This window comes from Gilliamella sp. W8145 (assembly GCF_016101145.1).
GTDB lineage: Bacteria > Pseudomonadota > Gammaproteobacteria > Enterobacterales > Orbaceae > Gilliamella > Gilliamella apis_A.
This window is the reverse complement of the sequence record NZ_JACFRC010000001.1, coordinates 1,027,453-1,053,508: the sequence shown is the minus strand read 5'-3', so window position 1 is coordinate 1,053,508 and position 26,056 is coordinate 1,027,453. Positions and strand designations below refer to the sequence as shown.

The 26,056-nt window shown below is 33.7% G+C and carries 24 protein-coding genes; 14 read left to right on the top strand and 10 right to left on the bottom strand.

What is annotated here, in order from left to right; translation table 11 throughout:
* Position 1: 1 nt before the first annotated feature.
* Both H3T80_RS04775 and H3T80_RS04770 read right to left on the bottom strand, forming a co-directional pair.
* On the bottom strand, positions 2-664 hold the full coding sequence (locus H3T80_RS04775) for a MarC family NAAT transporter (RefSeq protein WP_133052222.1): 663 nt from the start codon (positions 662-664) through the stop codon (positions 2-4).
* Between the two features lie 111 nt (positions 665-775).
* Positions 776-1,672 (bottom strand): DMT family transporter, encoded by an 897-nt coding sequence (locus tag H3T80_RS04770; RefSeq protein WP_198200343.1) that lies wholly within the window; start codon positions 1,670-1,672, stop codon positions 776-778.
* A gap of 175 nt (positions 1,673-1,847) precedes the next feature.
* Between H3T80_RS04770 and H3T80_RS04760 the strand changes: the two genes are divergently transcribed.
* Positions 1,848-2,582, top strand: a complete 735-nt coding sequence (locus tag H3T80_RS04760) for an AraC family transcriptional regulator (RefSeq protein ID WP_198200342.1) — start codon at positions 1,848-1,850, stop codon at positions 2,580-2,582.
* Between the two features lie 101 nt (positions 2,583-2,683).
* Here H3T80_RS04760 and H3T80_RS04755 read toward each other — a convergent pair whose 3' ends face one another.
* Positions 2,684-3,199, bottom strand: a complete 516-nt coding sequence (locus H3T80_RS04755) for a single-stranded DNA-binding protein (RefSeq protein WP_110447548.1) — start codon at positions 3,197-3,199, stop codon at positions 2,684-2,686.
* 216 nt (positions 3,200-3,415) lie between these two features.
* Between H3T80_RS04755 and corA the strand changes: the two genes are divergently transcribed.
* The 4 genes from corA (at position 3,416) to H3T80_RS04735 (ending at position 6,205) form a co-directional block, all read left to right on the top strand.
* Positions 3,416-4,357, top strand: coding sequence for a magnesium/cobalt transporter CorA (corA, locus tag H3T80_RS04750; protein ID WP_110447549.1), 942 nt, complete (start codon positions 3,416-3,418; stop codon positions 4,355-4,357).
* Positions 4,358-4,555: 198 nt separating this feature from the next.
* The gene (locus tag H3T80_RS04745) at positions 4,556-5,515 is read left to right on the top strand and encodes a glucokinase (protein ID WP_110447550.1); all 960 of its coding nucleotides are present in this window, start codon (positions 4,556-4,558) and stop codon (positions 5,513-5,515) included.
* Positions 5,516-5,537: 22 nt separating this feature from the next.
* A complete protein-coding gene (locus H3T80_RS04740; RefSeq protein WP_086363790.1) occupies positions 5,538-5,786 on the top strand; it encodes a YcgL domain-containing protein in 249 nt (82 codons plus the stop codon).
* Positions 5,783-6,205, top strand: coding sequence for a YcgN family cysteine cluster protein (locus H3T80_RS04735; RefSeq protein WP_086363791.1), 423 nt, complete (start codon positions 5,783-5,785; stop codon positions 6,203-6,205). Before H3T80_RS04740 ends, H3T80_RS04735 begins: the two co-directional genes overlap by 4 nt.
* 27 nt (positions 6,206-6,232) lie before the next feature.
* Here H3T80_RS04735 and H3T80_RS04730 read toward each other — a convergent pair whose 3' ends face one another.
* Positions 6,233-6,790: a YggT family protein gene (locus H3T80_RS04730; RefSeq protein ID WP_110447551.1), complete on the bottom strand. Its 558-nt coding sequence runs from the start codon at positions 6,788-6,790 to the stop codon at positions 6,233-6,235.
* A gap of 36 nt (positions 6,791-6,826) precedes the next feature.
* Complete coding sequence (locus tag H3T80_RS04725) at positions 6,827-7,528, bottom strand: YggS family pyridoxal phosphate-dependent enzyme (protein ID WP_198200340.1); 702 nt, start codon at positions 7,526-7,528, stop codon at positions 6,827-6,829.
* Positions 7,529-7,564: 36 nt separating this feature from the next.
* On the opposite strand from H3T80_RS04725, the gene H3T80_RS04720 reads away from it, so the two are divergent.
* The 5 genes from H3T80_RS04720 to H3T80_RS04700 all read left to right on the top strand — a co-directional run bounded on the left by H3T80_RS04720 (position 7,565) and on the right by H3T80_RS04700 (position 12,463).
* Positions 7,565-8,509: a type IV pilus twitching motility protein PilT gene (locus tag H3T80_RS04720; RefSeq protein WP_198200339.1), complete on the top strand. Its 945-nt coding sequence runs from the start codon at positions 7,565-7,567 to the stop codon at positions 8,507-8,509.
* 466 nt (positions 8,510-8,975) lie between these two features.
* On the top strand, positions 8,976-10,385 hold the full coding sequence (locus tag H3T80_RS04715; RefSeq protein ID WP_198200338.1) for a hypothetical protein: 1,410 nt from the start codon (positions 8,976-8,978) through the stop codon (positions 10,383-10,385).
* 141 nt (positions 10,386-10,526) lie between these two features.
* Entirely contained in the window at positions 10,527-11,081 is a 555-nt protein-coding gene (locus H3T80_RS04710; RefSeq protein WP_198200337.1) for a hypothetical protein, read from the top strand.
* 71 nt (positions 11,082-11,152) lie between these two features.
* Positions 11,153-11,962 (top strand): pyrroline-5-carboxylate reductase, encoded by an 810-nt coding sequence (gene proC, locus H3T80_RS04705; protein ID WP_110447556.1) that lies wholly within the window; start codon positions 11,153-11,155, stop codon positions 11,960-11,962.
* Positions 11,963-12,253: 291 nt separating this feature from the next.
* A complete protein-coding gene (locus H3T80_RS04700) occupies positions 12,254-12,463 on the top strand; it encodes a cold shock domain-containing protein (protein WP_065579252.1) in 210 nt (69 codons plus the stop codon).
* Positions 12,464-12,880: 417 nt separating this feature from the next.
* Here the strand turns inward: H3T80_RS04700 and H3T80_RS04695 are convergent, their stop codons facing one another.
* The 3 genes from H3T80_RS04695 to H3T80_RS04685 form a co-directional block, all read right to left on the bottom strand.
* A complete protein-coding gene (locus H3T80_RS04695; protein WP_198200336.1) occupies positions 12,881-13,363 on the bottom strand; it encodes a thermonuclease family protein in 483 nt (160 codons plus the stop codon).
* Positions 13,364-13,456: 93 nt separating this feature from the next.
* The gene (gene fabA, locus H3T80_RS04690) at positions 13,457-13,978 is read right to left on the bottom strand and encodes a bifunctional 3-hydroxydecanoyl-ACP dehydratase/trans-2-decenoyl-ACP isomerase (RefSeq protein WP_065579250.1); all 522 of its coding nucleotides are present in this window, start codon (positions 13,976-13,978) and stop codon (positions 13,457-13,459) included.
* 137 nt (positions 13,979-14,115) lie between these two features.
* A complete protein-coding gene (locus tag H3T80_RS04685; protein WP_198200335.1) occupies positions 14,116-15,891 on the bottom strand; it encodes a Lon protease family protein in 1,776 nt (591 codons plus the stop codon).
* A 190-nt stretch (positions 15,892-16,081) separates the two neighbouring features.
* On the opposite strand from H3T80_RS04685, the gene H3T80_RS04680 reads away from it, so the two are divergent.
* The gene (locus tag H3T80_RS04680; protein WP_110447559.1) at positions 16,082-17,854 is read left to right on the top strand and encodes a DUF3413 domain-containing protein; all 1,773 of its coding nucleotides are present in this window, start codon (positions 16,082-16,084) and stop codon (positions 17,852-17,854) included.
* A 25-nt stretch (positions 17,855-17,879) separates the two neighbouring features.
* Here H3T80_RS04680 and lipA read toward each other — a convergent pair whose 3' ends face one another.
* Positions 17,880-18,839: a lipoyl synthase gene (gene lipA, locus H3T80_RS04675; RefSeq protein ID WP_198200334.1), complete on the bottom strand. Its 960-nt coding sequence runs from the start codon at positions 18,837-18,839 to the stop codon at positions 17,880-17,882.
* A 10-nt stretch (positions 18,840-18,849) separates the two neighbouring features.
* Positions 18,850-19,470, bottom strand: a complete 621-nt coding sequence (gene lipB, locus H3T80_RS04670) for a lipoyl(octanoyl) transferase LipB (protein WP_110447561.1) — start codon at positions 19,468-19,470, stop codon at positions 18,850-18,852.
* Positions 19,471-19,846: 376 nt separating this feature from the next.
* Here lipB and aceE point away from each other — a divergent pair, with 376 nt between their 5' ends.
* The 3 genes from aceE to lpdA are packed head-to-tail and all read left to right on the top strand — an operon-like array spanning position 19,847 to position 25,556.
* Complete coding sequence (gene aceE, locus H3T80_RS04665; protein ID WP_198200332.1) at positions 19,847-22,513, top strand: pyruvate dehydrogenase (acetyl-transferring), homodimeric type; 2,667 nt, start codon at positions 19,847-19,849, stop codon at positions 22,511-22,513.
* Positions 22,514-22,526: 13 nt separating this feature from the next.
* On the top strand, positions 22,527-24,116 hold the full coding sequence (gene aceF, locus H3T80_RS04660) for a pyruvate dehydrogenase complex dihydrolipoyllysine-residue acetyltransferase (RefSeq protein ID WP_198200331.1): 1,590 nt from the start codon (positions 22,527-22,529) through the stop codon (positions 24,114-24,116).
* A 15-nt stretch (positions 24,117-24,131) separates the two neighbouring features.
* On the top strand, positions 24,132-25,556 hold the full coding sequence (gene lpdA, locus H3T80_RS04655; protein WP_198200329.1) for a dihydrolipoyl dehydrogenase: 1,425 nt from the start codon (positions 24,132-24,134) through the stop codon (positions 25,554-25,556).
* The last annotated feature ends 500 nt before the right edge of the window (positions 25,557-26,056 follow it).

Sequence of the window (26,056 nt, the reverse complement as noted above, 5' to 3'; positions counted from 1 at the left end):
TTCAAATATTTGGGAAGTTTAATATTAATTCTTTAACGCCATTTATAATAAATTGTGTACCAACACAGACCAGTAAAAAGCCCATTATTCTTGATGTGGCTTCTATACCACTTTTACCCATAAAGCGCATTATGCTACCAGCACTACGCATACAGAACCATAAAATAATACATAATAATAAAGGGACAAGTATTGATGAAGTATAAACAACCCAAGTCGATACATTATATCCACCACTTTTTACAGTGGAAGCCATACTGATTATCATAGCAATTGTTCCCGGTCCAGCAGTACTTGGCATTGCAAGTGGAACAAAAGCGATATTATTGGAAACTTCTTTCTTTTTTGCATCTGCTTCTAATGTTTTATGCGAGGGTTGTTGAGGAAAAAGCATTCTAAAACCGATAATGCCAACAATCATACCACCAGCGATTCGTAAACCAGGGATAGATATACCGAATGTGCTCATGACCAATTGTCCACAATAAAATGAAACAATCATGATGATGAAAACATAAATACAAGTCATTTTCGACTGGTAATTACGTTCCTCATTGGTCATATCTCCAGATAGACCTAATAGCAGTACAACGGTAGTTAACGGGTTTGTTAATGGAATAAACAGAATTAAACCAAAACCGACTGTTTGTATAAGTTCCAACATAACATCAATCTAAATCGTAATAAAAGTTTTAATTAAGTATAGATGAAATTTATAAAAAAGATACATTAACTTAGGTGAAAACTAAATAAATATTAGTGCAGTACTGTTTAGTTATGAATCTTTATTTGAAGTCTTGATTTTAAACAATGGTGCTTTTAAGTTTTGTGCTAATATAACGCCGATAAATGACATACCGCCACCAATTAAATGGTAACTACACAGTGTTTCATGCAAAAATAGTATTGAAATTATTGCAGTGATAACCGGTGTTAAATTTAAGAAAAGGGCGGTTTTATTTGCACCTAATTTTTTTATAGCTATAATCCAAACAAATGGTGCAATAATTGAAGCCGGTATACCTGCATAAATAACAAGCCAAACATTGTCAGAATTTACAGTTAAATTGTTACTCATTAAAAAGCCTGGCAATAACATTAATGTACCAAACAAAATTTGAACATAGACTGAGTGCCAATTTGTGATTTTCATTGTCCATTTTTTGGTTAATACTCCATAAAGCGCATAAGACAGGGCAGCCATTAACATTAAAATTTCACCTTGACCAATCCCAAGTTCGAGAAGCCTAGTTGGCTCACCACCACTAATCAGCCAGATTAATCCAATAAAAGATAAAATACTGCCAATTAGCACCCCTTGAGTTGGTGGTGTTTTTAAAATGAATATGCTTAATAGGATAGTTAACAAAGGAATAATAGACATAATGATCCCCATCGTTAACACACTAATTGTTGCCGCTGCATAATAAGCAAGGCATTGATATAAAGCCATACCTAATAAACTAAGCACCATTAATTTAAGAGCTTGAGGAAAGATTTGCGGTAAGTTCTTAATAATTCCTCTTAGAAAAAATGGGGTTAATAGAATAAGTGCTAAAAACCAACGGTAGAAAGAGATAACCTCAGGTTCAATTGCGCCGACAGATAATTTATTGACAACTTGATTGCCAGCCCAAATAAATACTGCCATCAATGGGTATAAATAAGCCATATATTTCTTATGTAAACAATAGTAAAAGTTATTCGATGTAGTTTAACTTGTCTTAATTTATAAATATCACTAGAATCAGACAAAAAGAGCTATTATAAGACAATATTTATATTATTTAATTACCATGAATTTAATTTTTTAAACTAATTTGAATGATAAGGAATCTAAAAGATTTATGTTTCTTCATGATGAAGCATTTAATGCAGAGACTGAATATTCTTCTCATCAGCATAATTGGGGGCAAATTATATGTGTTAAGTCAGGTATTTTTGTCTTGAAAGTTCAAGGGCAAAGATATTTGGCTCCTTCAGGATTTGCATTATGGATTCCGCCATATACCGAACACGCATGTTACAACAAAGAATTAACATGGTTTCGTACAATTAATATAACTAATTGCCAAATTATGCCTGATTACACTTGTTTGTTTGGTTTAAATAAAATCAGCCATGCTATTATTGATTCATTCTTTGAGCGAAATATTCTGGAGCCAGAAAGTGAACAGGATCTTCGTTTAGGACAAGCGTTAATCGATCAGCTCTTAATAGAATCTAACCTCACATTCTATTTGCCAAGTTCGAACGATAAATATTTAGCTCCTATTTTAAAAGAGTTGGAATTAGACCCAGCTAATAATAAGACTCTAGAACAGTGGGCTCAAACAGTATTTACAACCGAACGAACCCTTGCAAGACGTTGCCAACAAAAATTAGGTATGTCATTTAGAATGTGGCGTCAACGGTTACGATTTTTGTATAGTATCTCGCTTTTAGAACAAGATAAATCGATTCAAGATATCGCATTTTCTGTTGGTTATAGTTCAGTATCCGCTTTTATTACTATGTTTAAAAATATCGCAGGAGTTACACCTGATCTTTACCGTTCTAATACAGGTTTTAAGAAAAGTTAAATACAATAAATTGTTATTATTTGATAAAAGCATGTATGAATATGCATTGAACAAAGGCGTAATTTATACGCCTAGGTAATATAGAATTGAATAAATAACCATTAAAATGGAATATCGTCATCGAAGTCCATTGGTGGTTCAGGCATAGTTGGTTGACTAGCTGCTGGTTCATTTGCTGTTGAAGAACGTGGTGTACTAGGAGCAGACGAAGTATTATTAGCACTTTGTCCCCAGTTTTGTGAGCCATCATTAAAACTATCACCAGATCGAGAGCCTAAAATCTGTAATGTGCCACCTACAGCATTTATCACTACTTCAGTAGTATAACGATCATTACCCGCTTGGTCTTGCCATTTACGTGTTTGTAATTGTCCTTCTAAGTAAACTTGAGTACCTTTTTTGACATATTCGCCAGCAATTTCAGCTAATTTACCAAATACAACAACGCGATGCCATTCGGTACGATCTCTGTTTTCACCAGTTTGTTTATCTTTCCAAGATTCTGATGTGGCAACACTAAAATTTGCGACAGCGTTACCGTTTGGCATGTAACGAATTTCTGGATCCTGACCTAAATTACCTACTAAAATGACTTTATTAATACCTCGGTTTGCCATTATACACTCCTAACAATTACATAAATATCTGATATGTATTATTGTATCATGAGACTTAATTAACATCACCGAATTTAATTTAAATTTGGAATTAAGTATCCAAAATTTTAAAATACAGAAAGATTCGCTTTATCATAGGAATTTTTTACTATAACGAGTATAATGCCTGCCATTTGTAGATGTTATATCTTAAATATTTTTTCTCTTGGAGGCCTTATGATTAATGCGTTTGGATTAAAAAACAAACAATTAGTAAAAATTAATGAAGGCGATATTAAAAATGCGATCTGGATTGACTTAATTGAACCAGAAGAAGCTGATCGTGAAGTGATTTTGACTAATTTAGGCCAAAATCTAGCGACAAGTATTGAACTTGATGATATTGAGGCATCAGCCCGTTTTTTCGAAGATAATGAAGGACTACATGTTCACTCGTTCTTCTTTTATGAAGATGCGGAAGACCGAGCCGGTAACTCAACAGTTGCATTTACGGTACACAATGGTCGCTTGTTTACATTACGTGAACGTGATTTACCAGCTTTCCGTCTGTACCGAATGCGTTCACGTTATCAAGGCATGAATGATGGTAATCCATACGAAGTGTTATTGGATTTATTTGAAGTTAAAGTTGAGCAATTAGCTGATCAGATTGAAAATATTTATAGTGAGCTTGAAGAGTTAAGCTTAATTATTATGGATCGCTCAGCTCAAGAACATTATGATGAGGCTATTACATCTTTAGCAGAACTAGAAGATACTGCGTGGAAAGTACGGCTTTGTTTGATGGATAGTCAACGTGCGGTTAACTATTTAGTGCGCCGAGCAAAGATGCCTACAGATCAGTTAGAGCAAGCACGAGAGGTAATACGAGATATTGAATCATTGGTACCTCATAATGAATCTTTGTTCCAAAAAGTAAACTTTTTGATGCAAGCGGCTACCAGTTTTATCAATATTGAGCAAAGCCGAATAATTAAAATTTTCTCAGTTGTTTCGGTTGTATTCCTACCCCCAACTGTGGTTGCATCGGCTTATGGAATGAACTTTGAAAACATGCCTGAATTGAAGTGGGAATATGGCTATCCTTTATCCTTATTATTGATGTTGCTAGCAGGTGTTGCCCCTTACATTTACTTTAAAGTTAAAAAGTGGTTATAGTTGGTTATTTCCTCCAAATTTCAAATATTAGCCGCTAATATTTTATTAGCGGCAATAATTCCATTAGTGAATTCAGTTAAAGCAATCTAGTTAAATCAATCTAAATAGTCCATAATATTACTCATTATGTTATAGCATTAATTGAATTGATTAAATTAATGGTTATCTAGAAAGATTTTATTTTTAAAAGGGAATCACATGAGTAAATATGCACTAGTTACTGATATTGGTGGAACCAATGCCCGATTTGCACTTTATAATTTAGATAGTAATGAATTATCAGCGATAACTAAAATCCTCATTTCAAAAGATGATGTATTGCTCAATCTTATTAAGACTTATTTAGCATCACAATCTGTAACTATTGAGATGGCTTGTATTGCTATAGCATGTCCAATTAATGAAGGTGATTTAATTGAAATGACGAATAATAATTTGTCATTTTCTCGCTCTGAACTGATTAGAGAATTGAGTTTAACTAAGCTTGAAGTTATCAATGATTTTACTGCAGTGTCGTATTCCATCCCTCGATTATCATCAAATGATGTAGTAAAAGTTGGTGGTGGTGAAGCTAATCTTAATTATCCAATAGCAATCTATGGTGCAGGAACGGGCTTAGGCGTTTCACATTTAATCAAATTAAACGAACATTGGCTTAGTTTATCCGGTGAAGGTGGGCACACTGAATTACCAATGATTAATGAAGAAGAAGATCGAATTTTACAACAGTTACGTAACAAATTTGGTCGGGTGTCTTCAGAAAGATTTCTATCTGGTAATGGTATTGTTAATATTTATCAAGCTTTGTTACAAATCAATAATCAACCGATTGAAAATATCACTCCAGATATAATCGTTAATAAAGCATTGTCTAATAGTTGTCCGCTCTGCTTAGCAACTTTAAATTATTTCTGTACTTTTATGGGACGATTTGGTGGCAATTTGGCTTTAACTCTTAATACCCAAGGCGGTGTGTATATTGCGGGTGGCATTGTTCCCCGATTCATCGAATTTTTTAAATCATCGCCATTTAGAGAAGCATTTGAACACAAAGGTCGTATGTCTTTTTTAGTTAAAAAAATTCCTGTTTATGTCATAACGCATAAAGATCCGGGATTATTTGGTGCTGGTGCTTATTTACAAAATAGCCTGAAATAATTGAGAGGTAAGATGTAATTTTATGATGTGGTGTTATATCTATAGAAGTAGCAAAAAAGAAAACTGTTATTTATATATGGAACGTGAAAATGATTTTTCACATATACCAGAAAAGATAATGTCAATTTTTGGTGCGCCTGTCTTTGTTATGAAAGTATTGCTTGATGGTAAAAGGCGTTTTGTTGTTGGAACAGCAAATGAAATTGAAGAAAAGATCAAAGAGGATGGATTTTTTTTACAAATGTTAAATGAAGATGATTTTAAAGTATGATTGAACCTTTTTGGGAACATAAAACCTTAGATCAGATGAGTGATGATGAATGGGAACAACTTTGTGATGGATGTGGCCAGTGCTGTCTAAATAAATTAATGGACGAAGATACTGACGAAATCCTATATACTAATGTTGCCTGTAATTTGCTTGATTCAAATACTTGTCAATGTAAGCATTATCATACCCGTTTTGATTATGAGCCTGATTGTATAAAATTAACACGGGAAAATTTACTGACTATTGAATGGTTACCAGAAACTTGTACTTACCGTTATTTTTCCGAAACAGGAGTATTACCAGAATGGCATCCGCTGATTGTCGGTAATAAAAAATTAATGCATAAGTTAAAAATATCAGTTAAAAATAGAATTGTTTATGAAAAGGATGTTATTTTTTGGGAAGATCATATTATTTAAAAGAGAGCATAGGCTCTCTTTTATTTTTTAGAATGCTAGCCACAAATTACCGAGAAAATCGATTGCTAATAAATTCAAAAACATCAATATAAACACAACAACCATAAATGAAAGATCAATCATGCCAATTGGTGGAATAATCCGGCGAATTGGCGCAACTAATGGTTCTGTCAATTGAGCAAGTAATTCATCTGCGACTGATTGACCACGACTAACCCAACTTAAGATAGCTCTAAAGAATAATAACCAAAATAATAAATGACCAAAAGCATGCACCATGGCAGCTAAAGCAAATAAAAGATAATAAGGGCTCCAAATCGGTGCATCTATGCCCTCGAAACGATAAATAAATATAACTTTAAGTAATGCAAACAGATAAAAAATGAGCCAAGTTGCTGTATCAATACGTCTGATAGATGGCATTAATCTACGTAATGGACCAATTACCGGTTGGGTAATACGCACAATAAATTGGGTAAATGGGTTATAAAAGTTGACTCTTGCCTGTTGCATCCACAACCGTAGAATAACGACGTATAAGCAAATAGTTAAAACAGCTCTTCCTAAGAAGATTAACGATATCATTGATTACTCCTAAAATATAACTTGCTCAGCAATATATCATACATATTGTCTAGCACCAAAAATTGCACTGCCAATACGAACCATTGTACTTCCAGCCTCAATAGCAGCGTGCATATCACCAGACATCCCCATAGATAATGTATCTAAAAATGGATAATCAGTTTTTAAAGAGTCCAAAAGCTGACTCATTTGTTTAAACACAGCAAATTGTTTCGCAAAATCATTTTCAATTTCAGGGATAGCCATTAAACCACGTAGTCTTAAATTAGGTAGTGTAATAATCTGTTTTATCAAATCAGCTACTTCATCTATTGCAACGCCAGATTTGGTCTGTTCATTGCTGATATTTACCTGAATCAGGACATTTAATTTATCCATATTTGTTGGGCGCTGTGAATCAAGACGTTGAGCAATTTTGAAACGATCAATGGTATGCATCCAATCAAAATTTTCAGCCACTAATTTAGTCTTGTTCGATTGTAATGGGCCGATAAAATGCCAGACAATAGGGATATCAGGCATACATTGTTTAAAGTGTGCAATCTTCTCAACACCTTCTTGAACATAATTTTCCCCAAATGATAATTGACCAGCATTTATCGCTTGTGAGATTAATTCTACAGGTTTGGTTTTACTAACTGCAATAAGTTCGATTGACTTGGGATCTCTATCGCAATCTAAAGCAATTTTGTTAATTTTGTTTTTAATTGTTATTAAATTGTCATGTACTGTGTTCATGTGAATTCCCAATAAAAGAATGGTTAATTAAAAATAATGTTAAATTCAATGTTGACCTTTAGTGTAACGCAAAAAGCCTCTGATTTGCATCTTTCTAGTGGTGAAGCTCCGTGCATTCGCATTAATGGAAAATTGAAATTTATCTCAAGTGATAAATTATCACCAATTAAGCTAAAAATTGAGTTATTAAATCTACTTGATGATGAGCAAAAAGTAACTTTACAACAACATCAGCAGATTGATTTTGCTTATTATCTTGAGAATGTGGGAAGATTTAGGGTAAACATTTTCTATCAACAACGAGGAATTTCAGCTGCATTTAGAATTATTAACCAACAAATCCCAACTTTATGTGAAATTGAGGCACCAGAAATATTGAAAAAACTGGTAAATGTAGAATCAGGAATTATTTTAGTTACTGGTGCAACTGGTAGTGGGAAATCAACAACATTAGCGTCTTTAATTCAATATATTAATCAAGTTGCAGCTAAACATATTATTACATTAGAAGATCCTATTGAGTTTATTTATCAAAATGAAAAGTCTCTAATCCAGCAAAGAGAAATTTCACATTTTGGTGAAGCTATTGATAGCTTATTAAGACAAGATCCGGATATTATTATGTTAGGTGAATTACGTAATAAAACCACGATTCAAGCCGCATTAACTGCTGCCGAAACTGGGCATTTAGTTTTTGCTACTCTACATACTAATTCAGCAATTCAAACGATTAATCGAATAATTGATGTATTTGAATACGGATCACGTGAGTTAATTCGAACACAATTGTCTAGTAGTTTACAAGCAATTATCTGTCAAAAACTAATCTCATATAATGATACTCGTAAAGCGATATTTGAAGTACTTATCAATACACCAGCAGTGAGTAATTTAATTAGTGAAGGAAAAATAAAGCAAATATTGTCGTTAATGCAGACTGGTCAAAAAAGTGGAATGAAAGTGATGAGTGAAGAAAAATAATAACTTTAAGAATCTTAAAAAAAAATTAACAAATTGAGTTTGCCAGATTTTGCAAATTTAATTATAATTTAAGACTTGATTATATTATGAAAATTTGATCAAGTCGTAAAATTAACATTATGACAAAGGACTGAAAATATGTTAAAATACAGTTGTTTAGAGGCCAGCCAGCCAGCCAGCCAGCCAGCCAGCCAGCCAGCCAGCCAGCCAGCCAGCCAGCCAGCCAGCCAGCCAGCCAGCCATTAATGATCCATCATCGAATTTAGTTTCTTGTTCTTTTTATAGAATTCTAATCGAATTCCTGCAATTTTTACAAAAAAAGATAGTTCCAAAATTTAATAATTGTTTATTTTCTATATTTAATTCTAGCATCTGTTTTTTATTATCTAGCTTATTAAGCAACAAAATTTATACATTTTGTTTTACATTTCAAAAAAGAACTATTAATAAGCGAAAATTTTTAATTGTGTTATTTATTGTATTATCTTTTAGTTCATTAACTATAGATGCTGTATTTGCTTTGACTTCTCACACTGTTAATGTGGTACATGGTAGTAGCCCTTATATTAGTTTTGATGGAGGGGATACCGCTACGGATTCTGTCTTGCCATTAATATCAATAACATTACCAGAGAATAAGGTAATAAATTCTGCAGAAGATAGATCAACACCATCAAATCCTATATTTATAGATAAAGTTTCTCCAATATTCAGCGATATTAATACTTATTTGCCCCATGATAAATACCCATCAGTGGGGTTGTCTAATGTAATATTCACCAATAATTTTTGGGCGGATAATGATGGAGATGAATTGAATATTATTACTGGCAATTTAAATGTGAAATGGCAGAACTCATTAGGTGAGGATATAACTGAGTTTGTCAAATCAAACCCAAATAGTGATTTAGATGCTTGTAAATCTCCTTATAAATTAACAATTACCGTAGATGATGGAATTTTGGTTACTAGTTTTGGTATTCCTAAACAAGGTACTTTTATTGGAGGTAGCCATAGTTATTATATTTCTACAAATTCACCAAAAGCATGTTATGCAAAACCAAGTATTTTAAATGGTACAGGAGTTTTTTTAGGTCCTCCTGAACAATGGGATGCAAATAAAGGTTTCAAACGACAAAATATTGGAATTCCTGATAGCAATTTTCCGACTACAGGTTCACATGGTTTGGATTTTGAACTATTACTTGAGGGAGTAACTTCTCAACAAGTGATATTAGTTAATGGTACAACCATTTCGCCGATATCAGGAAATGGCGTTTCTTTATTATTAACACCTAAAAGTAATAATGTACTAAATATTAAATTACTTGGCCCTAATCATAAATCAGCATCTAAAATATTTTCACCATCATTATTTAAAATTTATGCCGATAATGCAAAAAAGCAGCTATTGTATAGTTTTAATCTATCTCGTTGGTATATCGCTAATTCTGAAGGACCAAGAGAAAAAGGGGATGTCAATACAACCTTTGAGACTGCTAAAATTTATTGTCAGCGGTTAGGTGCCTATCGATTGCCTAGTGTTCGAGATTATAGCAATGGTAATAGTGCAGACTGGCATGAAGGGATACCTAACTTTAATCATTTTGAATATCAACGACGCATTAGTTATAAAAATACTCAATCACAATGGGTTGGTGGCATTTTTAACGAATGGGGAATGACTTATACTGATGAAGGTGAATATATAGATAGTGATTGGCTTTATTGGCATGGCTATTGGAGTAGTGATGTATATGTTGATGGAAATCCATATTATGTCGATCCAAGTGATTTAGGTGGCGGTAGTGGTATTGTTCATACCTATCCTGCTACTTATACAAATGTCAGAGTTGCATGTGTGAATGCATATTAGTATAGCAATTAGTAAGCTTGTAGTGCGTAGCACACCAAGCGTTGAATTTAGCAACAAATACATAACGAACCTTATTGTGCATAGCACGGTAAGGTTCGTCATGTCATCTACTTAAAAAATATACAGTGAAAATAATGAGTAATGAATATTGAAGATAAAATTAAATTAACAGAACAATCTTTAGCAATATACTTTATCAAGGATAGTGGTCTATTTTGTCGGATGTATAATCAGTCAGCGTATATAGTGACCCATTTACTAAAACATAAACTAAAATTACAAGTCAAACAAATTAAAAAAATGAATAACCAATTTATTATTAGTTGTGGGCTTCCAATAGATAGCGTTTTAAACCGTTTTCCTGATGTAAAAAAGACTGACTGGGGATATATTTTATCGAAAAAGTTTGATATGAGTTGTTATCAAGACTGGCGTTTATATCATATTCATCAGGCAAAAGCTAAAATGGTAAAAGATAGCCAATATTCTCAATATGAGAACGTATATAATAATCAAAAAATCAATACGATAGAGTTATTAAGTGAAAACTTTAGATTAACATCGGAACAAATAGTATATTTATTAAAGCGAAAAGAGGGTAAGTATCCAACCAATTTTGATCATAACTTTTTATCGGAGCTAGCATTAAATATTAGATCATTTTCTCAAAAACATTTATCGGGTAAAACTAAATAGCAAACTTTGAGTATTTATTGAAAAATGTACTATAATTATCCAACTGACTTTTTTGATAGAGGTGTAAATAAATGGAACAGCGTATAGGTTTTATCGGTATAGGTAATATGGGGAATGCTATTTTACAGGGTATTTTGGTAAGTAATATTGTACCTGGCACGCAAATTTATGTTTATGATCCTCACCTTGAAAAAGGCCAAGCATTAAATCAGTCTTATTCAATTAATAACTTGACTTCGGCAAGGGATGTGGCACGAGAATCGGATATTGTGTTTGTAGCCGTCAAACCCAACATTATTGCTGATGTATTAAGTGATATTCAAAAAGAATTAAAAAAGAATACTATTGTTATCTCCATTGCCGCTGGTGTAACAATTAAAACTATAGCGAAATGTGTTGGTTATGAGCAAAAAATAGTGAGAGTAATGCCAAATACTCCAGCATTAGTCAATGCCGCAATGTGTTCAATAACACCTAATACCGAAGTTACAGATGAAGAATTAGCTGTTGTGCAGAAATTATTAAATTGTATCGGTGAAACAGAAGTCGTACCTGAGTATTTAATTGATGCCGTAGTGGGAGCGAGTGGTTCCTCACCAGCTTTCGTATTTATGTTTATTGAAGCGCTTGCCGATGGAGCGGTAAAAGGTGGTTTATCTAGAAAACAAGCGTATAAATTTGCCGCGCAGGCGGTATTGGGCTCGGCAAAATTGCTACTTGAAACAGGTAAGCATCCTGGTGAGTTAAAGGATATGGTTTGTTCACCCGCCGGTACGACAATTGAAGGTGTACAAATGCTAGAGGCAAAAGGGTTTAGATCTGCCATAATTGAGGCTGTAGATGCTGCTATTAAAAAATCTAAAGAATTAGCAGAAAAATAAAAAAATTAACATGATTAATAACAATTGGTTACTAATCATGTTAAGAATATTTGCAAATTAATAAAAACATTGCTTGTATTGATCATCTTTTTATGAGTTAATAGTCACCAGCATATTACATGCAGATTTATTTTGTAACATTTAGATTTATGCAGTTTGTAGTTTACTTTAATCACGTTTGTATTAGTTTTCTTCAGTCTTGTCTTCTCTTTGTTAATAAGTAGTCTAGGTTTTATGTTTTTAAGTATTGCCTTTTATGGTAGAGATTAATTTATTTATAGGAAGATTATTATGTCTAAAAAAACTGGTCAAGTTAAATGGTTCAATGAAAGTAAAGGTTTCGGTTTTATTTCTCCTTCAGACGGAAGTAAAGATGTGTTTGTTCACTTCTCTGCAATTTCTGGTGATGGTTTTAAAACTCTAGGCGAAGGTCAACAAGTAGAATTTTCTATCCAAGATAGTGCTCGTGGTCCAGCTGCTGCAGATGTTACAATCATCTAACTGATTGTTTAATCTTACCAGTAATATTTTTACTGGTAAGATTCTCTTCTACTATAGAACTTGCCTTATTCCATTCTTTATTCTCATATTATCCCTAGAACATAAATAAAATTTTATTTTTATAAAATTATTAATTTAGAAATAAAAATTCTAAAAAAATAAGTCCTATTTTTGACTTTGTTTCGTTTCTCTTCGCTCTGTATGGATGAATTAATTGAAAATTGTAAAACTTATTTTGATAAAGTGTATAGTATCTGATGATAAAGTTAATTACCGACAAATGGCTTTGAATAAGCTAAATTTAGAATCAGTTAAACAATGTATTTCGACGAAGTTAGTTGAGAGTCAAGAAGAAGGTTATTAGCAATTAGAAGAAACATTGCAACTATTGGAAGCTATTAGCAAAAAAATTTAAAATTATTTATTACGATAACGAAATTCCCATGGCGCTATCGGACGTTTATCTTTCCATAACCCTTTTTTATTTTGTTTGGCTTTTGACTCAAGTTTCAGCATATTGTTATTATTGACGATGCCTTTATAGCGATAAGCCCACGCAAAACCATTTGCTACCATTTTGGCGTTAATATTGATTTGTTCTAGGTATATGGTTCCTAATGTACGTTGATAGATATCTTTATTACTTTCTTGAACAAAAACATTTTTTCCGGCAATTAATGAGGCTAAGTATTTTCTTGAAGCCTTACCATATGCTTGTTGGCTTTCTGGTGCATCAATATCAAGCAAACGAACGCGAATTTTTTGTTTTTTCGGGGTGAGTATATCTACAGTATCACCATCAATAACTTTAATCACTTTACCATTGAAATCAGCGTGAACTTGGCTAATTACAGTTAAGAATAATGCAATTGAGAGTAAAAATTTGCGAAGAAAATACATTATAGGCCAGCTTTAGAATAGCAAATAAAAAAATACTCCCTGCTAATATTCAGTCAATCACTGACACTAAACAAGGAGTTCTATTTTCAGAAATTAAAATTCAGAAGTATCTTTGAATAATCCAACTTTAAGATCAGTTGCTTCGTAAATTAATTTACCATCAACATAAACTTCGCCATCACCGATACCCATAATTAATTTACGGTTAATAACGCGTTTAAAATTAATTTTATAAGTAACTTTTTTATTATGAGGTAATATTTGGCCTTTTAATTTTAATTCACCAACACCAAGTGCTCGCCCTTTACCTTTACCACCGATCCAGCCTAGATAAAATCCAACTAATTGCCATAATGCATCAAGGCCAAGACAACCAGGCATTACGGGATCATTTTTGAAATGACATTTAAAAAACCATAAATCAGGGTTAATATCTAATTCAGCTTCAACATAGCCTTTACCAAAACTACCACCGTCTTCGTTCATTTCGATGACACGATCCATCATTAGCATTAAATCAGAAGGTAATGGCGGTCCATCATGACCAAATAATTCACTATTGCCTGATTTAATCAAATCTGCTTTATCATACGAAGATTTACGTTCAAATGTCATAAAAAAACCTTTTATTTTGTTGTCATTACCTGATTGCTTATAAAAGCATTATTTAATATAAAACAAATAACTATTATAAGCTGTAAAGTTTTACTTTATTATCTTTTTGATTCCATCAATGGAATTTTGGTCTCAGTTTATTGTGTATTGTTACTTTTTGCAATTTTTTTCCAGCGACCAAGCCAACCATCGTGTTTTCTCTCTTGAACTAACATTGATTGCATACGCGCATGAATCAATTTATAAAGACTAATTTTGTTTTCATCTTTAAAAGGAATACCGGTTAATAAATAGAGTGCATCTGCGACATGTTCGACAGCCCAAATTGAAAATTTATTATTATTAATGGCATCAATAACTTCATCACTTAGACTCAAATGACGTTGATTGCTAGCAGGAATGATTACACCCTGTTGACCAGTTAAACCTTGATGCTGACAAACAGCAAAAAAGCCTTCGATTTTTTCATTTACGCCACCAATTGATTGAACATGACCAAATTGATCAACTGAACCTGTGACAGCTAATTGTTGATCGATAGGTTGATTAGACAGTGCACTAATAAGGGCGCAAAGACCTGCAAGCGAGGCGCTATCGCCATCAATCTCACTATATGATTGTTCAAACACCAAAGATGTAGAAAATGGCAGTTGATGATTAATTGCAAACTCCGACATAACAAATGCTTGCATAATCATCATTCCTTTAGAATGAATATTACCTGCAAGATCGGTTTTACGTTCAATATCAATCAATTCACCGTCACCAAAATGAACTAAACAGCTTAAACGTGTTGGTTCGCCAATGGCTTTAGGATAGCCCGGGTACTCGATAACCGATAATCCATTAATCTGGCCAACCACTTGCGACTTAGTATCAATCATGATTTGATTGGTAAAGAACTCATCATGGAATCGCTCGGTTAAATAATTTTCTCGCCATGCTTTCTGTTCTAAAGCTTTGCTGACTGCTAATTCATCAATATTCTCATTTTGTACAAAATAAGATGAATTTAGTAATAGTGATTGAATCCACTCAATGCTGAGCGGTAGGTAATATTGATCACCGGTATATCTTGTTGCATGCTTGTAAATTTTAGCAAAAGCTGTTTTTTCAATTGTTGATAATGCTAGTTTGCGACTAATAAATTGTAAATAATTCATCCAATCATTGATTTGGGCAGATTCAGTTATTTTTAATTCACTTTCAAATTCAGCATAAATAGATGATGAATAAAATTCAGGTTCAAATTCCTGTAATTCTGCTAAAGATAATCTATCACCAACTAAGATGATACGTAGATCTAACGGCATGGCAGGAATCGATAATGGTAATGGGTGCGAATCATCTGCTGAAAACCATTCAAAGGTTTGCGACATAACCATTTGTTTTAATTTAGTCCAAACAATTGGTTGAGCAAGCAGAGAACGTAAGCCTAAAATTAAAACACCACCATTAGCTTGGTGAACTAATCCCGCTTGTAATTTAATTGGACTGTTTTCTGGTTGGCGTACACAACCAAAAAGTTTTTCAATATCAACTACTGTTGCTGTTAAACAATTATCTTGAACAGCAAAATTATCTTGTTTACTTTTCGCTTGCGTTAATGTGATTTTATTTTCACTAAAATAATAACTATAACCTAGTGTTGTAGAAGTTAAACTTGCTTTAACCGATTGTTTAAGGAGATCAAAAAAAAGTTCGCTTTCAGAAGCTTTTAGTAGCATAAAACGCGAGCGATAATGTGTATTATTATTTTTACACAATAGTGACACGGCTGCGGCAACGCGAGGTTGCCATGATAGTACATTTGTTAATCCATCACTGAATAAATCTGTTTTAATATCGTTATTATTTAAAATGTAATTTATATCAGGTTGGACTTCTTGAGAGTTGAGTTGTTTGATTGCCAAAGTATTGTCTTTTCTATTAGCTATATTATTAAATTAAATTATAACAAGTATCGATTATAACGCCAACAAATAACCAATCTCTTTGTGCTAACAAATAAAAAAATTACAGAAAGATTTTTAAAAATCAGTTAAACTGTTGGGTAAATTTAGTTTAGTTTTTCTTGATTACTACCACTAACAACAATTAAATATGCTCAAACTCAAAAATAATCATATCAAAGACGATCAAACCTCGCAGATAGTCAGTTGGGGGCATTGGTTTACCCTATTTAATATTTTTGTTGTTATTGTACTTGGTAGTCAATATTTGTTAATTGCTGACTGGCCTCGAACTTTTATGGGGCGTTTTTATGCAATCATTAGTGCTATAGGACATTTTAGTTTTCTCACCTTTATAGCCTATCTGATTTTGTTGTTTCCATTAAGCTTTTTTATTCACTCTTCGCGTTGGCAACGAATTATTGCTACTGTAATCGCCACAATAGGTATTAGTTTACTTCTGATTGATATTGAAGTATTTTCTCATTTCAGAATGCACCTTAATCTATCTATATGGCAATTATTCACTTCGGACAAAACGTCTTTTTTAAATAGTGCTTTTATTCTTATTCCTTTTATTCTTTTAATTGAGATATTATTTGCCATATGGAGTTGGAAAAAGCTACGTAGCTTAAGTAAACGGAAACGTTATGCTAGACCTGTAGTTATTGGTTTTATTCTTTGTTTTGTTTCATCGCATTTAATTCATATTTGGGCCGATGCTAATTTTTATCGCCCAATTACTATGCAACGTTCAAGTTTACCGCTCTCTTATCCATTAACTGCTCGTCATTTTCTGGAACGTTATGGATTTATTGCCGAAAATGATTACCGAAATAGAACTATTCAGGAAGGTAATCCATTTGCAATTGCTATTGAATATCCACTCGCTCGAATTAGCTTTGATGAACAACAAAATAAGAAAAATGTTTTAATAATCAACATTGATGGTTGGAATAATCAATTATTGGCGAACAATATGCCTTGGCTTAAGGAATTTGCTAATCAGAATACTAATTTTACTAATCATTATGCTACTAGTAGTCAGGCTTATTTAAATAATTTCTCACTATTTTATGGATTAGATCCTAATTACTATAATAGTATCCTTGCCGGTCATAAGACATCGGTTTTATTCGATACAGTAACAAAACAGCATTATAACATCGGTTTATTCTCTGCTGACGGTTTTTCTGAACCACTTTACCGTTATGCGTTATTGTCTAATTTCTCAATTCCTAATGGTAAAAAACAAACTAATAAACTTACTACTGACTATTGGATGGCATGGCATGACGAACAAAATAAACTTGAGAATCATGCGCCTTTATTTTCTGTCATTCAATATTCTTTTGCGACTAAAAATAAAAAAATACCAATGGTTGAATTAGAAGCAGAAGCTAAAAAACTCGATCAATATTTAGAATCTTTGATTGCTTATTTAAAATTATCTAATGCATATGAGAACACGATAATAATCATTACTGGTTCAAATGATCTAAAAATAGATGAAGCCAAAAAATTAGTACAACGTAATACTGAAAATAGCTTTAATCGTGAGGTATTAAAAGTACCATTGATTATTTCATGGCCAGGAAGGGAAATAAAACAAATTAGTACTATTACCTCACAAACCGATATCTTAAGAACATTAATGCAAGATGCATTTAAAGTTACCACCCCAGCGCAGCAGTACAGTCAGGGGCGAAATTTATTTAATGAGTCTACTCGGGAATGGATTTTAGCAGGCAGTGAAAATCAAATTGCTGCGCTTTATGATTATAAAACAGTGGTAATTGATGCATATGGACGGTCTAAAATTTATGATTTAAATGGTAAGCAATTGAAAGACGAAAAAATTAGCTTACCAATCTTCTTACAAATTGTTACTGAAAATCGCCGTTTTATTGTTGTCGATAATTAAATACTAAATTAATAGGAGGTGATATTTATTTCACCTCTTTTCCCATTGCTTGTAAATCGGCATGATAAGAAGAACGGACAAACGGCCCACAAGCAGCGTGGGTGAATCCCATTGCTAAAGCAGTCCGTTTTAATTCTTCAAATTCTTGAGGTGATACATAACGTTCAACTGGTAAATGATATTTACTTGGTTGTAGATACTGACCTAAAGTTAACATAGTTACGCCATTACTGCGTAAATCTTTTAATACTTGAATGAGTTCTTCATTTGTTTCACCTAATCCAACCATTAAACCTGATTTAGTCGGAATTTTTGGATGTTTTTCTTTAAAAGAAGCAAGTAATTTTAATGATCCCTCATAATTAGCACCGGGGCGAATTTTTTTGTATAAGCGAGGAATGTTTTCTAAATTATGGTTAAACACATCTGGTGGATTTTCGCTTAAAACCTCTACTGCTTCATCAATACAACCTCGGAAATCAGGTGTTAATGTTTCAACTTTGATATTCGGGCTTAATGCGCGAATTTCTTGAGTACAAGCTGCAAAATGGCTAGCTCCTCCATCTTTTAAATCGTCTCGGTCAACAGATGTGATGACTACATAACGTAATTTCATCTCTTGAATAGTTAAGGCTAGTTTGCTCGGTTCTTCACGATCAGGTGGTAATGGACGGCCATGTGCAACATCACAGAAAGGACAACGGCGAGTACAAATATCGCCTAATATCATAAAAGTTGCTGTACCGTGATTAAAGCATTCAGCCAAATTTGGGCAAGATGCTTCTTCACACACAGAATGTAATCCATGCTTACGCATAGTGTTTTTAATATGGGCAATATTATCGTTATGAGCAGATAATTTAATTCTCATCCAATCAGGTTTTTTTAATGGAGCGATATCCTCAACTGTAATGGTTGGAATGAGACGCGTTTTATCAGCGTCACGATATTTGGAACTGCGGATTTGATTTTCAGTATTTTGCATATTTAATATCTTAGTTGTTTGGTAACTGATTAATAAAATTATCAGTTAATAACTGGTTAATCTCTTGACGATCAATTTGTGCAATATAATGCTTCATGTGAGTCATTTTTAAACCTGCATAGCCACACGGATTAATATAATTAAACGGTGTTAAATCCATATCAATATTAAGTGCTAAACCATGTAATGTACAACCATGCTTAATATGTAATCCTAGTGAGCAGATTTTTTGTTGATTGATATAGACGCCAGGTGCATCCGATTTTGAATAAGCGGTAATGTCATAGTGCTGTAAAGTTTGAATAACACTATTTTCTAAATAACTAACCACATCTCGTATACCTATTTTACGTCTTTTTAAATCAAACAAAATATACATAATTTGTTGGCCAGGGCCATGATAGGTAATTTGACCGCCACGATCAGTTTGCACCACTTGAATGTCAGTAGTGGTCAGTAAATGTTCAGGTTTACCTACTTTACCTTGAGTGAAAACCGGTAAATGCTCAACAAGCCAGATTTCATCTAAGGTTTGCGCATCACGCAGTTTAGTAAAATCGTGCATAGCTTGATAAGTTTTTAGATAAGGCAACATACCTAATTGTTTAATAACAACGTCTTTATTTGGCATATCCAACACTGGTTAAGTTGTAATTTATCAATAAATTTACATCTATATAGCAGATTTTGCTATAACTTGACAACCATCACTCATTCAATGTATAACTCATAACACAAGATTCTTACTATACCCACAAATTAAATTTGATTTTTATCAAATAATTATCATTTTTATCAAATTAATAATTGAAATAGTTGATTAATTTAATAGGAATTAACATTCTTTTATAACCGTCAGTTTACTTTACTTTTTTTAGGAAGATGGCAGACTTATAGCAATAAAGCATCCGTAATGCAAAGTTGGAGCTTATAGAGTTAGTTATGACGTCTGTTATAGCTAAGGATAGCAAAAACTGCATTTTTTAAAACAAAAAAGAGGTTTTTATATGTCGGACATGCAAGTGAATGATATTGATCCAGTAGAAACGCAAGATTGGCTTAAAAGTTTAGAGTCAATTATTCGTGAAGAAGGCGTAGAACGAGCGCAATATATTATTGAACAAATTGTAAATAAAGCCAGAGATGGCGGAGTTCCTTTACTATTTGGTTCATCAACTAGTAACTATATTAATACTATTCCTGTCGATGAACAACCTGCCTATCCAGGTGATTGGGAAATTGAAAGACGTATTCGTTCTATTGTTCGCTGGAATGCAATGATGATGGTTCTTCGCGCTTCTAAAAAAGATTTAGAACTGGGTGGTCACATGGCATCATTCCAATCTGCAACGACATTTTATGAAGTCTGTTTTAACCATTTTTTCCGTGCTCGTAATGAAAAAGATGGTGGTGACTTAATTTATTTCCAAGGTCATATCTCTCCGGGTGTTTATTCTCGCGCATTTATTGAAGGACGACTAACCGAGGAACAATTAGATAATTTCCGTCAAGAAGTACATGGAAAAGGATTATCATCTTATCCTCATCCAAAATTAATGCCTGAGTTTTGGCAATTCCCAACTGTTTCAATGGGATTAGGTCCAATTAGCGCTATTTACCAAGCTCGCTTTTTAAAATATCTGAATCATCGTGGATTGAAAGATACTACTGAACAAACAGTTTATGCATTTTTAGGTGATGGCGAGATGGATGAGCCAGAATCAAAAGGTGCAATCACAATTGCTACACGTGAAAAATTGGATAACTTAGTATTTGTAATTAATTGTAATTTACAACGCTTAGATGGGCCAGTTACCGGTAATGGCAAAATTGTTAATGAATTAGAAGGCGTATTTGCTGGAGCTGGTTGGAATGTAATTAAAGTGCTTTGGGGTGATCGCTGGGATAAATTATTACAAAAAGATAAATCAGGAAAATTAATTCGCTTAATGAATGAAACGCTTGATGGTGATTACCAAACCTTTAAATCTAAAGATGGTGCTTATGTTCGTGAGCATTTCTTTGGTAAATACCCAGAAACTGCAGAATTAGTAAAAGATATGTCTGATGAAGAAATTTTCAGACTTAATCGTGGTGGTCAAGATCCAGAAAAAATGTTTGCTGCATTTGCTAGAGCAAAAGAAACCAAAGATCGTCCAACAGTGATTTTAGCACATACTATTAAAGGTTATGGTATGGGTGCAGCAGCAGAAGCTAAGAATATTGCGCACCAAGTGAAAAAAATGAATATGGACGGTGTTCGTCATGTTCGTGATTTCTTCAATATCCCAGTTACAGATGATGCACTTGAAAAATTACCTTACATTAAATTTGAAGAACATACTCCTGAATACAAATATATTCATGAACGCCGTCAAGCCTTACACGGTTATGTGCCGTCAAGATTGACTAAATTCTCGGGAACTGTATCAATTCCTTCTTTAACTGAATTTGCACCATTACTTGAAGCGCAATCGAAAGAAATTTCAACCACAATTGCCTTTGTACGTGCACTTAACATTATGTTAAAAGATAAAGAATTAGCGCCTCGTTTAGTGCCGATTCTTGCTGACGAAGCTCGTACCTTTGGGATGGAAGGCTTATTCCGTCAGATAGGGATTTATAATCCACATGGTCAACAATATACTCCGCAAGATAAAGAACAAGTTGCTTACTATCGTGAAGATGAAAAAGGCCAAATCTTGCAAGAAGGTATTAATGAATGTGGTGCAACAGCATCGTGGTTAGCAGCTGCAACTTCTTATAGTACTAATGATTTACCAATGATTCCTTTCTACATTTATTACTCTATGTTTGGTTTCCAACGTATTGGTGATTTAATGTGGGCGGCAGGCGATCAACAAGCTCGCGGCTTTATGATCGGTGGTACTTCTGGTCGTACTACATTAAATGGTGAAGGATTACAACATCAAGATGGTCATAGTCATATTCAAGCGTTAACTATCCCTAACTGTGTATCTTATGATCCAGCTTATGCATATGAAGTTGCTGTTATTATGCAAGATGGTTTACGTCGCATGTATGGTGAACAAGAAAATGTTTACTATTATATTACTACACTTAATGAAAACTATGCTCAACCTGCAATGCCAGAAGGGGCTGAAGAGGGTATCCGTCGTGGTATTTATAAATTAGATACTGTTGAAGGACAACAAGGTAAACCTACTGTTCAATTATTAGGCTCTGGTTCAATATTACGCCATGTTCGTGAAGCGGCAGATATTCTAGCTAAAAATTACGGTATTAGCTCAGAAGTGTATAGTGTAACTTCGTTCACCGAATTAGCTAGAGATGGTCAAGATTGTGAACGTTACAATATGTTACATCCGAGTGAACCAGAGAAAGTTCCTTATGTTGCTCAAATAATGAATAATAATCCAGCAGTTGTTTCAACTGATTATATGAAAATTTATGCAGAACAAATTCGTGGATTTGTACCGGCAGAAAGCTACAGAGTATTAGGTACTGATGGATTCGGTCGCAGTGACAGTCGAGAAAATTTACGTCATCATTTTGAAGTCGATGCATCTTATGTTGTGATTGCAGCATTGGGAGAACTAGCTAAACGTGGTGATATTCAAACAAGTGTTGTTGAAGACGCGATTAAAAAGTTCGACATCAATGCTGATAAGCTCAATCCACGTAATGCATAAGAGGTAAAAAATAATGACTATTGAAATAAAATTACCCGATATCGGAAGTGATGAAGTTGAAGTAACAGAGATTTTAGTTAAAGTTGGCGACAAAGTTGAAGCTGATCAATCGTTATTAACGGTTGAGGGCGATAAAGCCTCAATGGAAATTCCTGCTCCACAAGCAGGAATTGTAAAATCAATCATTGTTAAAATCGGCGATAAAGTTACCACTGGTGTAAGTATTATGGAATTTGATGACAGCGGAACAGAGGCTGCAGCAGATAAACAAGAAACGACCGCATCAGTTGCTGCACCATCAGCCCCAAGTGCAAGCCAAGTGGTTGATGTTAACGTACCTGATATTGGTGGTGATGAAGTTGAGGTCACTGAAATTTTAGTTAAAGTTGGTGATTCAGTTTCCGTTGATGATTCACTTATAACAGTAGAAGGCGATAAAGCCTCAATGGAAGTGCCTGCTACTATTGCTGGTGTTGTGAAAAGCATTTCAGTAAAAATTGGTGATAAAGTTAAAACTGGCTCAAAAATTATGGAATTTGAGACAGTTGCTAGCAGTGCACCAGTAAAAACTGATGTTGCACCTGTGGCAGCAGAAAAACCAGCTATTGCAACTCCAGTTGCGAATACTAACAATAATTCTGCTGCGCCAGCCGCATCAGCAAATACCAATGAATTTGTAGAGAATGATGCTTATGCACATGCAACTCCTTCTGTTCGTCGTTTAGCTCGTGAGTTTGGTGTTAACCTTGCTAAGGTACAACCTACTGGCCCTAAACATCGCATTTTACGTGAAGATATTCAAGCTTACGTAAAAAATGCTGTAAAACAGATAGAAAATGGTGGTACCGGTGGTGCATTACCTGGTTTATTACCGTGGCCTAAAGTTGATTTTAGTAAATTTGGTGAAGTTGAATCATTACCATTAACTAAAATTCAAAAAGTATCTGGTGCAAACTTACATCGTAATTGGGTAATGATTCCACATGTTACTGAGTTTGATGAAACAGATATCACTGAATTAGAAGCTTTCCGTAAACAACAAAATGCCGAAGCTGAAAAGAAAAAACTGGATCTGAAAATTACGCCACTAGTGTTTATTATGAAAGCAGTAGCCAGCGCTTTAACAGCTTATCCTCGTTTTAATAGTTCATTGTCTGAAGATGCACAAACTCTTATCATCAAAAAATACATTAATATCGGTGTAGCCGTTGATACTCCTAATGGTTTAGTTGTGCCGGTATTTAAAGATGTGAATAAAAAAGGCATTATTGAACTTTCTCGTGAACTTGCAGAAATTTCCAAAAAAGCTCGCGATGGCAAACTTACCGGTAGTGATATGCAAGGTGGTTGTTTCACCATTTCTAGTCTAGGTGGTATCGGAACGACTTCATTTACACCAATTGTAAATGCACCTGAAGTAGGTATTTTAGGTGTATCTCGTTCAAGTATGAAACCAGTTTGGAATGGTAAAGAATTTACACCACGCCTAATGTTACCTTTATCATTATCATTCGATCACCGAGTAATTGATGGGGCTGATGGTGCACGCTTCTTAAGCCATATTGTTAATGTTTTATCCGACTTACGTCGATTAGTGATGTAGTGGGGGAAATTAATTATGAGTCAAGAAGTTAAAACACAAGTTGTTGTCTTAGGAGCTGGTCCAGCGGGTTATTCCGCTGCCTTCCGAGCTGCCGATCTTGGATTAGATGTTACCTTAGTAGAACGTTATTCAACTTTAGGTGGTGTTTGTTTAAATGTTGGTTGTATACCATCTAAAGCATTACTCCATGTTGCCAAAGTAATGGATGAAGCAAAATCATTGACTGAACATGGTATTCATTTTGGTACGCCTAAACTTGAATTAGATAAAGTTCGTGGTTGGAAAGAAAAAGTTATAAACCAACTAACTAATGGGCTTGCTGGTATGGCTAAAATGCGTAAAGTCAATGTTATTCAAGGTGAAGCACAATTCACTGGCAGTCATACTATGGATGTTACTTCATCCAAAGGTATAACTAAAATTACTTTTGATAATGCCATCATTGCCGCGGGTTCAAGACCAATAACTTTACCATTTATTCCACATGAAGATCCTCGTATTTGGGATTCGACAGATGCATTAGCATTAACTACTATTCCTAAAAAACTACTTTTAATGGGTGGTGGTATTATCGGTTTAGAAATGGGGACGGTTTATCATGCATTAGGCTCAGAAGTAGATGTGGTTGAAATGCTTGATCAGGTTATTCCAGCTGCTGATAAAGATGTGGTAAAAATCTTTACTAAACAAATTCAAAAGAAATTTACTTTGAGATTAGAAACTAAAGTAAGTACTGTTGAAGCTAAACATGATGCAATTTATGTCACCATGGAGAAAAAAGATGGAACCATTGAAACTCATACTTATGATGCGGTATTAGTTGCAATAGGCCGTACTCCAAATGGTAAACTAATCAATGCTGAAAAAGCAGGTGTAAATGTGACTGATCGTGGTTTTATCGAAGTAGATAAACAGATGAGAACGAATATGCCTCATATTTATGCTATTGGCGATATTGTTGGTCAACCGATGCTTGCGCATAAAGGTGTTCATGAAGGTCATGTGGCAGCAGAAGTTATTGCTGGTAAAAAACATTATTTTGATCCAAAAACTATACCATCAATTGCTTATACTGAACCTGAAGTTGCTTGGGTTGGCTTAACTGAAAAAGAAGCTAAAGCAAAAGGTTTAGATTATGAGGTTGCTATATTCCCATGGGCTGCATCAGGTCGTGCGATTGCTTCTGATTGTTCAGAAGGGATGACTAAATTAATCTTTAATAAAGCTGACAATCGTCTTCTTGGTGGTGCTGTCGTAGGGGCAAATGGTGGCGAATTACTTGGGGAAATTACATTGGCCGTTGAAATGGGTTGCGATGCTGAAGATATTGCATTAACTATTCATGCTCACCCAACGTTACATGAATCAATAGGTTTAGCGTCTGAGATTTATGAAGGATCGGTAACTGATTTGCCGAATGCGAAAGCAGTTAAAAAATAAAAACTATTTATTTTATTGTTATCATTGAAATAATGCCGTTAGTTTGCTAACGGCATTTTATTTTTCTAATCAAGATTTCCAATATTTCTAAGTTTACACGAAATAAGTGTATAACCGTAATAACTTTCAATTTCAATAATCATCTTGCTAAAGCGCTAACTTAATCTTTTAATTATTCATGAAATTATTGTTTATGATTGATTTAAAACTCATTTAATCTTAATAGAAAATTTTGAGGAAAGGGGTTTTTAATTAAAAATAACTGACTAATTATTAAAATAAATATTAAAAAACAACCTTATATTAACGATTATTCGTTTATTACGCTATCAAATCCAATAGATTGAATATATTGTCATACCAAATTTCCATAATTTTCTTGTGCTAAACATCTTTTGTCACGGTTTTGTAATTTGTTTTTTTGCATTTTGGCATGCCAATAAATGACATTTATCACATTTTTAGATATTAATGGAATTCCAATTTTGAATGTTGTGAGT